The sequence below is a fragment of the Nostoc cf. edaphicum LEGE 07299 genome, assembly GCF_015207245.1.
GTDB lineage: Bacteria > Cyanobacteriota > Cyanobacteriia > Cyanobacteriales > Nostocaceae > Nostoc > Nostoc edaphicum_B.
The window spans coordinates 1-9,398 of record NZ_JADEXF010000064.1 but is presented as its reverse complement, the minus strand read 5'-3'; the positions used below and the strand labels follow the sequence as shown (position 1 = coordinate 9,398).

The following is a 9,398-nucleotide window of genomic DNA, read 5'->3' as shown; positions in this document are numbered from 1 at the left end:
GCCTCATCTCGCCCATAACCTGAAAGATTTACAAAACTGTCGTTAACTTCGATAAAGCGTCCTTCTTGCAGCGTACTAATGGTAATTGAATCGGGGCTGCAACTAAAAGCTTTAGCAAATTTTTGGGCAAGATTTTGTAAGGCGACTTCCCCTTGTTTGCGATCTGTGATATCTCTGACAATTGCTAGTACTTCATCTGCGCCACTAACTACTAACCGCGCCTCATAATCTCTGATTCCCAAAGATGTTGGTAGTTGATATTCACAACTTTGTAAAATTCCAGAATCTAAAGTTTTAGCGATCGCTACTTGGCTAATGGCTGCAACATCACTCGGCAATAACTCTTGCAGATTTTTTCCAACTATTTCTTCTCTCGAAAGAGTGATATTTGCACCCTCACTTTTCAAATCTAGATACTCGCCATCGCGGCTGATGCGAAACATCAAATCGGGGATAGCATCCAAAATTGCTTTATATCGTGCCTCACTTTTTTGCAATTTTTCTTGGGCTTGTTTTTGGTCTGTAATATCCATAACCAAGCCATGCCAAAGAAAATCACCTGTTGCTTGTAATTCTGGTTGCAAAGTACCTTGAATCCATTTAAGTTTGCCACTAGGCGTAACAATCCGACTTTCCCAATGCCAAGGTGTAAGAGTAGCACGACAAACAGCAATAGATTCTGTAAAAGCTTTTATATCTTGTGGATAAATCAGTTTGCATAACACCTGAAAGTCTGGCTGTACAGCCTCTGGTTCTAATTCATACAAATATTTACAACCAGAACTAATATAAGGAATAAATACAGAACCATCCTGCCGTTGCAGAATTTGGAAAATCATTCCCGGTAAATTGGCAGCAATTGTTTCCAACAGCGGGATCTTCTCTGGTAGAAAATCTGGTTTCTGCGGTGATTTTACAATTTCATCCACTCTTAGACCCTTTGATATATAAGCAATTGGCATAATATTCAAGGTAATCATAGCCATTGTAAAAGTTTTTTAGCTGTCAGCGCGTAGGCGTAGCCTGTCGTAGACATCGCTCACAACAAAAAAGTGGCTCTACTTTCAGAGTAGTTCTGGATGCTGCGATCGCATTCACCCAATCGGGTGAACCATTTGTCAAAGAGGGAATCAATGTAAGAGCTTTATTTTGACAACAAATTTATTTACCTAGCTATAGTTGACTTGACAGACTACTAAAATAGATATATTGCTTCCACCCAAACTGATAACATGAATACTACCACCGTCAGTTTACCTCCTACCCTCGAATTAAATATCGACTTGACTGACGAGCAATTTTTTCAGCTTTGTCAAAATAATCGAGACTTAAAGTTTGAGCGGACAGCTTCAGGGGAATTAATTATTATGCCACCTACGGGGAGTAGTACTAGTGACCGTAATGCTGATTTGACTTATCAATTAAGAGCTTGGAGTCGTGAAAATAATCTAGGTAAATCCTTTGACTCTTCTGGTGGTTTCAAACTTCTCAACGGTGCAGAGCGTTCTCCAGATGCTTCCTGGGTGAAAATGGAACGGTGGAATGCTCTAAGCGAAGCAGAAAAAGAAAGATTTGCTCCTTTGTGTCCCGATTTTGTGGTTGAGTTAATGTCTCCAAGTGATTCCTTAGAAAAAACGCGAGCCAAAATGAGGGAATACATGGAGAATGGCGCAAGATTAGGCTGGTTAATTAATAGAGGACAGCAACAGGTAGAAATTTATCGTCCTAATCGGGAAGTTGAGATTTTACAAAGTCCTAAAACTCTATCGGGAGAAGATGTTTTGCCAGGATTTGTTTTATATTTGGTGGAAATTTGGTGAGTAATTGCCTACCCTAAATCATTCGTAATAAACATTTGCTGATTTAAAAACTCGACTATCCGCTGAAGTTCGACAGGTATTTTATCAGCCACAAAGACGAGACGGACTTTACCTAATTGCAAGTTGGCTTTAACTTGTTGCCAAAACTTTTCTAAATCAGCCTCTTCGTTGCCAATTAAATCTATTAGTAGCTGTTCAGCATTGGAATTAGCTTCAAACTGGGCACGAATTTTCTCAATTGATCAATAAACTACCGCATTAGCTGCATAGTCAAGGATCTGACCAACCACTTCTCGCCGAATCCGGGTATCGCTGCTCCGCTTAACTTTTACAATAGTGGGAATTCCATCTTGACTGAGATAATCAACTTTGATCGCAACAATCAGATAGAAAGTAGTTTATCGATACATTTAATCTAGTTTTATCTAAAGCCAAAAACTAATAATGAACGCTCTAAGGTGGGGATACTTTGCAATAAATTCAAGGAGATATGAGTGCAATTACAACAAACACAACTTTTAGAAGAAACACTCTGGGAAGCAGTTCTCAATCGAGACTCCGCTTTTGAAGGTAAGTTTTTCTATGGTGTTCGCTCTACAGGTATTTATTGCCGACCTATTTGCCCTAGTCGCAGACCAAATCGAAATCAAGTTTGTTTTTTCCAGTCGGTACAAGATGCTGAAATTGCAGATTTTCGCCCTTGTAAGCGCTGTCAGCCCCAATCTGAAACAGTTCCAAATCCGGCTAAAGCGAAAGTATTAACAGTATGTCGATATATTGAAGCACGAGTTGACCACATTCCAACCCTCTTGGAATTATCCTCTCAGGTAGAAATGAGTCCCAGTTACCTGCAAAAAATATTTAAGCAAATAATCGGCGTATCGCCCTTTCAATATGCAGATACGCTACGTAGCCAACGATTAAAACAGCGTCTCCAGTCAAGAGAGGAAATTGCTGATGCAGTTTACAACACGGGGTATGGTTCAAGTAGCCAACTGTATGAGAAAGCACCTAAGCAACTGGGAATGACACCAAAGACTTACCAACAAGCTGGAAAGACAATCAGCATTGTCTATGCTATCGCTCCATGTCCACTAGGATATTTGCTTGTGGCAACAACAGAGAAGGGTATCTGCGCCGTTAAACTAGGTGATGAAGCAGACAAGCTTGAACACATTTTGAAGCAGGAATTTCACCAAGCGCACATCATACGTGATGACCACACACACAAGGAATGGATACAAGCAATCCTCGACTTCATTGCGGGAGGTGAAACGCATCTTGATTTACCACTTGATGTCCGTGGGACAGCATTTCAGAAACAGGTTTGGCAAGCATTACAAAAAATTCCCTATGGCGAAACGCGTACCTATGCCGATATCGCCCGTAATCTTGCCAAACCCCAAGCAGTCCGCGCGGTTGGTAATGCTTGTGGCGCTAATCCGATCGCGCTGATTGTACCATGTCACCGTGTGCTGCGGAGTGATGGCAGTCTTGGTGGTTATCACTGGGGAATTGAGCGCAAACAAAAACTGCTTACACAAGAGTCGAAATTTTACAAACATGACTCAAACACCTGAACTAGAATTGTTGACTGAAGAAAGTCTGACCCGTGGTTTAATGGTGCTTGCCAATCTTGATAGCGATTTGGCTGGGATTTTAGAGACACTGGGGCCACCACCGATGTGGCAAAGACAACCAGGTTTTGCAACGCTGTTGTGCATAATTCTAGAACAGCAAGTTTCGGTAGCGGCTGCAAGGGCTGTATTTACGCGGCTATGTGGGGTTGTTGTCACTCTAACACCAGAAAATTTGCTGATATTGGATGATGTTCAATTAAGAGCGATTGGATTCAGTCGGCAAAAGATTCTATACTGTCGTGGGTTGGCTCAGGCAATCGCAACTGGTCAGCTTGATCTAACCAAGCTCCAAACAATGGACGAAACTACGATCAGAACTGAGCTAAAGCGCCTCAAAGGGATCGGAGACTGGACAGTTGATATTTATTTGCTGATGGCGCTGCAACGTCCTGATGTCTTTCCTAAAGGCGATTTAGCGATCGCAATTGCTCTACAAAAACTTAAAAACTTGGCGACGCGTCCAACACCAGTTCAACTAGAAGCAATGACACAGCACTGGCGACCGTGGCGAGCAGTAGCTGCAAGACTTCTATGGCACTATTACCTGAGTAATCCCAAATAATTGCTACTTCTCCCTTGGCGCACTTGACGGTTCGTATAATAAATATAAACTAAATGGCAGAAAATCAATTAAGCTTAACACCAGAAAACTCTGATAAAACTTCAAAAATCCTGCCGATAATCATAGTAATAATTGCATTATTAGCTTTATCTTCAACAGCAATATTTATTAAAGTCGCTCTTAGAGAAATGAGCGCTGTTGCTACATTTTTTAATCGTTTATGGATAGCGACTATTATCTTTGGATTATGGAGTGGAATTAACCAAGCACGTACTCAAATTACAGAAGATAAACCTGTATTACCACAGCAACCTTATCCAATCAAAGAAATAACGCTTTTAATTGCAGTAGGTTTAGTTCATGTATTAGGTCGATTATCTTGGACTTGGGCGCTAACTCAGACTGGTGCTGCTAATGCTAATGCCTTAGGTTGCCTCAATCCGCTATTTACTACTTTAGGAGGATGGCTATTTTTTAATCAAATGTTTGGGCGTAAATTTATCATCGGTCTGATCTTAGCCATAATCGGTGCGATCGCAGTCGGGTTTGAAGATTTATTGCGTTCTAATAATAATATTACAGGTGATGCTGTTGCACTCATATCATCGATATTTTATGCAGCAAACTTTTTACTTATCGAGCAGATCGGCAATAAATTTTCAACTATCACCATCCTCGTGTGGCGCTGTGTGATCGCAACTTCATTGATGATACCGATAGTGCTAATCTTGGAAAAACAAGTTTTCCCAGTTACTTTGTCGGGGTGGTTAGTAGTATTTGCCCTAGCTGCTATTTGCGAAGCCTTGGGTCATGGGCTAATTGTATACAGCCTCAAAAATTTCTCATCAGGATTTATCTCTTTACTCTTACTACTCAATCCAGTGATTGTTGCGATTCTTGCTTGGATACTTTTCTCGGAAAAATTGAGTATTTTTAACTTGTTAGGGTTGGCTCTAATTGTCGGGGGTATATATATAGCAATTTCTAATAAAGAATCTATACAATCTAAAGTTAATACCCAGATTCAATCTCCAGCAGAAAGTGAATCTTAAAAAGTTCGTAGTAAGGACTTTAGCCCTGATTTATTAAGCACTAAAGTGCTTACTACAAACCTCCAAATACTTGAGTAATGCCAATGAGAAGCTGGTTACAGTTTACCAGTGAATACCTTTTGGGCTGGGCCTGTCATGTAAACTCGTTGGTCGATTTCTGACCATTCAATTTGCAAGGGGCCACCTGGTAATTCTACAATCGCAGTGCGATCGCATTTCCCGGTTAGCACTCCAGCTACCAAGGAAGCACAAGCACCAGTACCGCAAGCTAAGGTAATCCCAGCACCCCGTTCCCATACCCGCATTTTCAAATAGTCACGGCGTACCACTTGAATAAATTCGGTATTTATGCGTTGGGGAAAAACTGGATGATGCTCGAATTTTGGGCCGATGCTTTCTAACTCAATTGCTGCGACATCTTCTACAAAGGTAATGCAGTGCGGATTTCCCATATTTACACAGGTTACTTCCCAAGTTTGCCCCGCCACCTCTAACGGCTGAGAAATTACTTTTTCTTGGGCGGGTGTAAGATTAGTCGGAATTTCGCTAGCGAGTAACCTGGGTAAACCCATGTCTACTTTAACTTGACCATCAGATAACAGTTGGGGAGTCATTACACCACCCAAAGTATGAATGCGATATGAGTCTTGATTCCGGGATTCGCCTTCTAAGTCTGCTAAAAAGCCAGCTAAACAGCGAATGCCATTGCCACACATTTCTGGTTCTGAACCATCGGAATTAAAAATCCGCATGGTGTAGTCAGTGCCGTTTTCTCCAGGTAGGGCAAAAATTACACCATCAGCACCGATACCAAAATGGCGATCGCACAACTCGATGGCTTGCTCTGGAGTCACTACAGGCTCAAATGACGAGCGATTGTCAATCAAAATAAAGTCGTTGCCTAGACCATGATACTTAGTAAATTCGATTGCCATTTCTTCAAGGATGAATTATCAAGGATTAGTTACTCTTTATTTTGCCTTGTAGGTTCATCTTTACTAAAAATGCTTACCGAATTTGACACCACTTTACCCAGTATTATCCAAGTCCAAAACCTGATTAAACAAACAACGCCAGTAGAATTAAAGCTGCTGACTGGTGATGTGCTGACAGGAAGGGTTTTATGGCAAGACCCACAGTGTATCTCGATTGCTGATGAGAACAGTCAGCAAACCACCGTTTGGAAACAAGCGATCGCTTATATTAAACCCAAGAGTTAGTCAAAAATCGGTGGTTAAAACGCCCCTTCCCACGGTGCTGGCTAAAATTTCCCAGATTGGGAAAACCTTGTAGTGGTATAAAAATCCTTTTTATACCACTACAAAAAATCCTTCACAACACCTTGACCAACAACATGAAACAATGCTTTTGCAGACTCCAGAAGCTCTTGTCGTGTCGCTGTGTAATGTTGCAACCCAGGATTTGTCACGCTTAACGATTTAGCGTTGAGGCTGTGAAGGTCAAAAGGCGTTACTCTCCCTGAACTCCAGCCAAAAAGCACCATCTGCCCTCTCACCTTCAAACACTCTAGAGATTGCACAAAAGTGGCTTGACCTACACCGTCATAAACTACGGCTACCACTAACTAGCTGATAAGCAACACGATCACCAACCTGAAATTCTGTCACGCCTTCCCCGGTTGCTTCAACAAAGCCTGTTCCTTCATAACCTGGAATGAAGGGAAGCGGTGTACTTGGAAAATCACCTTTGCGAAAATAAACATCCAAGAAATTTACACCTATGGCTGTTTGACGGAGGCGTACTTCACCAAAACCGGGTTCTGGAAGCTCAACTTCTTCGTAACGTAAAACTTCTGGGGAACCAAATTCATGAATTTGAATGGCGCAAGTTTTCATCTTGTTGTTTCCGTTATTGCGCTGTAAATCCGCCGTCTACCATCAGGGCTTGCCCAGTGACAAACGAAGCGCCCTCAGAGCAAAGCCAGATTACAGCATTAGCGATTTCAACAGGTTTACCTACTCGTCCCATCGGATGTAAACTTGCCATCTGAGCTTTGGCATCGGCTTGCCCACCTGTTACCTGTTCAAACATATCGGTGTCAATTGCACCAGGAGCAACGGCATTGATGCGAATTCCAGTCTTAGCATACTGAAGTGCTGCACTTTTTGTTAAACCAAGGACTGCATGTTTACTTGCGATATAGAGCGGCAAATAGGGATTTCCAATTACTCCAAACACTGATGAGTTATTGACAATTGCGCCGCTTCCTTGCTTCAGCATTTGAGCAATTTCATATTTCATTGAAAGCCAAACACTTTTTACATTTGCATTCATTATGCGATCGTAATCTTCTTGCGTTTGCTCAATGAATGAAGAGGTTTCACCAAGGATGCCGGCATTGTTGAAGGCGTAATCAATCTGTCCAAACTGTGAAACAGCTTTCTCAAGCATTGCCTGTACATCTGCTTCACTCGTGACATCAGTTTGAATAAAAAAGCCCTCTTCCCCTAGCGTTTTGAGGACTTCCACTGTTTTCTCTCCTTCCTCAACTCGCCGCCCCGCAACTACTACCTTTGCACCTTGTTGGGCAAAAGCGATCGCAGTGGCACGACCAATCCCAGAAGTTCCACCCGTAATAAGAGCAACTTTTCCCATCAAATTCAGCATCTCAAAACTCTCAATAGTAAAAACTGTTTGCGCTCTCAATTATGGAAGCAATACAATCTATCTAACAAGTACGTACAATAAAGTGCAGTACATACTTAAAGGTGCGTAGTATGACGGCTCAAGAACAAAGTTGTGCCTTCGATCAAACTTCTGGTGTCCGCAAAGCCCTTGACTTGGTTGCTGACAAATGGACCGCATTGATCATCATGGCATTAGCGGAGGATACCAAACGCTATAGTGAACTCCATCGAAAAATTGATGGAATCTCACAGAAAATGCTGACGCAGACCCTACGACAGCTAGAAAGTAATGGCTTAATTCGCCGCAAAGTGTACCCTGTTGTTCCGCCAATGGTAGAGTATTCGCTAACATCACTTGGCAAAACTTTAGTTGAGCCACTAAAAGCTCTGTGTCGCTGGGCTTCGGAACATTTTCATGAGGTAGAAGTCGCAATAGAGCAAGCGAGTATTGAGAATACAGACCCAAATGAAGCTGCTTAAAATTTGAAGAAGCATTCAGCACGGCACAACTTTGAATGGGTGATCGTCTCTGATAGATTTAGCAATAACAAATTTTGGAGACAAGCCCAAGAGGGATACCTGAATTATTGATACCCTCACTGAATTACTCCGATCGCAACTAATGACTATTCTCGCCAATTATCCATAGGCAGAAACTCTTTGAGCGCTTCTGCTTCAGCAGCTTTCACCACTGGGATAGACAGGGGTACTGAACTAGCGATCGCAAATAACTGTTGTAGTTGACTCAAACCTGTCAAGCCACCACATAACAATACTTGGTCGCCGACTCGCAAATCCATGCCGCTATCAGGATAGCGGATAAACTTGCCATCTCGCCGGATTGCCTGTACCTGTACTCCATATTGCTTGGCGATATCTAAATCTGCAAGGGTTTTACCTAGTGTTGACGCGTCTGCATTAACTGTAACCCACTGACAAGCACTATTTTCTCCGGGTACAGCCGCTTGTCCTTTAGCTAATTCTGCCAAAGCCGCCAGTTCTTCATCTGCTCCCACCACCAACAAGCGATCGCCTTCTGCCAATTTGGTTTGATTGTTGGGATAATCAATTTCTTCGCCGTTAGCGCGGCGAATTGCCATCAAACTCGCTCCTGTTAAATAGCGCATATCTGCTTCTTCTATGCTCATGCCAATTAAGGGCGAATTCGATGGTAAAGGATACCAGCGCTGATTTAAATCGCGGGTGGCTTGGCGCAAATCACGAGCAACTTCACTTGCAGAGCGCTCTGGGCGCAAATCTAAATAATGATCGTTGCGGATTTGCTGCATTTCTCGTTGGACGACAGTTGGCGACAACAAGCCTAAGCTAGTTAATAAATGAGTTGCCATTTCTAAGCTGGCTTCAAACTCTGGTTGCACAACTTCTTTGGCTCCCAATTGATACAGCACTTCAATATTTTTATCCTGGGTAGCACGGACAACCAAATCTAATTCTGGGCGCAATTCCAAAGCGCGTTTCAAGCAAAGACGAGTACTTATGGGATCTGGGAGTGCGATCGCCATTCCTTTGGCATGATTCACCCCAGCGGTTTCTAGAACATGTAAACTCACGCAATTGCCATAAACATAAGACACCCCAGCCTCACGCAACTGCTGAATTCTACTCTCTGATTGGTCGATTACCACCACGGGTAGGTCATGTTGCAGCAACAACTT

12 protein-coding genes are annotated in these 9,398 nt (G+C 42.5%); 6 read left to right on the top strand and 6 right to left on the bottom strand.

Features of this window, described 5'->3' with window-relative positions:
- Positions 1-986: PAS domain-containing protein (locus IQ229_RS03270; RefSeq protein WP_194041252.1), on the bottom strand; the 986-nt coding region annotated here is incomplete at its 3' end.
- A gap of 246 nt (positions 987-1,232) precedes the next feature.
- On the opposite strand from IQ229_RS03270, the gene IQ229_RS03265 reads away from it, so the two are divergent.
- The 4 genes from IQ229_RS03265 to IQ229_RS03250 all read left to right on the top strand — a co-directional run bounded on the left by IQ229_RS03265 (position 1,233) and on the right by IQ229_RS03250 (position 5,074).
- Positions 1,233-1,820, top strand: coding sequence for a Uma2 family endonuclease (locus tag IQ229_RS03265; RefSeq protein WP_194041250.1), 588 nt, complete (start codon positions 1,233-1,235; stop codon positions 1,818-1,820).
- 494 nt (positions 1,821-2,314) lie between these two features.
- Positions 2,315-3,400, top strand: coding sequence for a bifunctional DNA-binding transcriptional regulator/O6-methylguanine-DNA methyltransferase Ada (ada, locus tag IQ229_RS03260; protein ID WP_194041248.1), 1,086 nt, complete (start codon positions 2,315-2,317; stop codon positions 3,398-3,400).
- Positions 3,384-4,022: a DNA-3-methyladenine glycosylase family protein gene (locus tag IQ229_RS03255; protein ID WP_194041246.1), complete on the top strand. Its 639-nt coding sequence runs from the start codon at positions 3,384-3,386 to the stop codon at positions 4,020-4,022. The genes ada and IQ229_RS03255 overlap by 17 nt, the downstream gene beginning before the upstream one ends.
- A 53-nt stretch (positions 4,023-4,075) precedes the next feature.
- Positions 4,076-5,074: a DMT family transporter gene (locus IQ229_RS03250; RefSeq protein ID WP_194041244.1), complete on the top strand. Its 999-nt coding sequence runs from the start codon at positions 4,076-4,078 to the stop codon at positions 5,072-5,074.
- Positions 5,075-5,169: 95 nt separating this feature from the next.
- On the opposite strand, the gene dapF is transcribed toward IQ229_RS03250, so the two are convergent.
- Entirely contained in the window at positions 5,170-6,009 is an 840-nt protein-coding gene (gene dapF / locus IQ229_RS03245; protein WP_194041242.1) for a diaminopimelate epimerase, read from the bottom strand.
- A 69-nt stretch (positions 6,010-6,078) separates the two neighbouring features.
- Between dapF and IQ229_RS03240 the strand changes: the two genes are divergently transcribed.
- Positions 6,079-6,294, top strand: a complete 216-nt coding sequence (locus IQ229_RS03240) for an Hfq-related RNA-binding protein (RefSeq protein ID WP_194041239.1) — start codon at positions 6,079-6,081, stop codon at positions 6,292-6,294.
- A 98-nt stretch (positions 6,295-6,392) separates the two neighbouring features.
- On the opposite strand, the gene IQ229_RS23685 is transcribed toward IQ229_RS03240, so the two are convergent.
- From IQ229_RS23685 to IQ229_RS03230, 3 genes are read right to left on the bottom strand one after another with little or no spacing between them, the layout of a single operon-like run.
- Complete coding sequence (locus tag IQ229_RS23685; RefSeq protein WP_322743931.1) at positions 6,393-6,656, bottom strand: zinc-binding dehydrogenase; 264 nt, start codon at positions 6,654-6,656, stop codon at positions 6,393-6,395.
- A complete protein-coding gene (locus IQ229_RS23680) occupies positions 6,637-6,930 on the bottom strand; it encodes an alcohol dehydrogenase catalytic domain-containing protein (RefSeq protein ID WP_228013065.1) in 294 nt (97 codons plus the stop codon). Before IQ229_RS23680 ends, IQ229_RS23685 begins: the two co-directional genes overlap by 20 nt.
- 13 nt (positions 6,931-6,943) lie before the next feature.
- The gene (locus IQ229_RS03230; RefSeq protein ID WP_228013063.1) at positions 6,944-7,702 is read right to left on the bottom strand and encodes an SDR family oxidoreductase; all 759 of its coding nucleotides are present in this window, start codon (positions 7,700-7,702) and stop codon (positions 6,944-6,946) included.
- A 110-nt stretch (positions 7,703-7,812) separates the two neighbouring features.
- Between IQ229_RS03230 and IQ229_RS03225 the strand changes: the two genes are divergently transcribed.
- Complete coding sequence (locus IQ229_RS03225) at positions 7,813-8,202, top strand: winged helix-turn-helix transcriptional regulator (protein WP_194041237.1); 390 nt, start codon at positions 7,813-7,815, stop codon at positions 8,200-8,202.
- A 146-nt stretch (positions 8,203-8,348) separates the two neighbouring features.
- On the opposite strand, the gene IQ229_RS03220 is transcribed toward IQ229_RS03225, so the two are convergent.
- The coding region (locus tag IQ229_RS03220) for a TrkA C-terminal domain-containing protein (RefSeq protein WP_194041235.1) at positions 8,349-9,398 on the bottom strand (1,050 nt) is incomplete at its 5' end.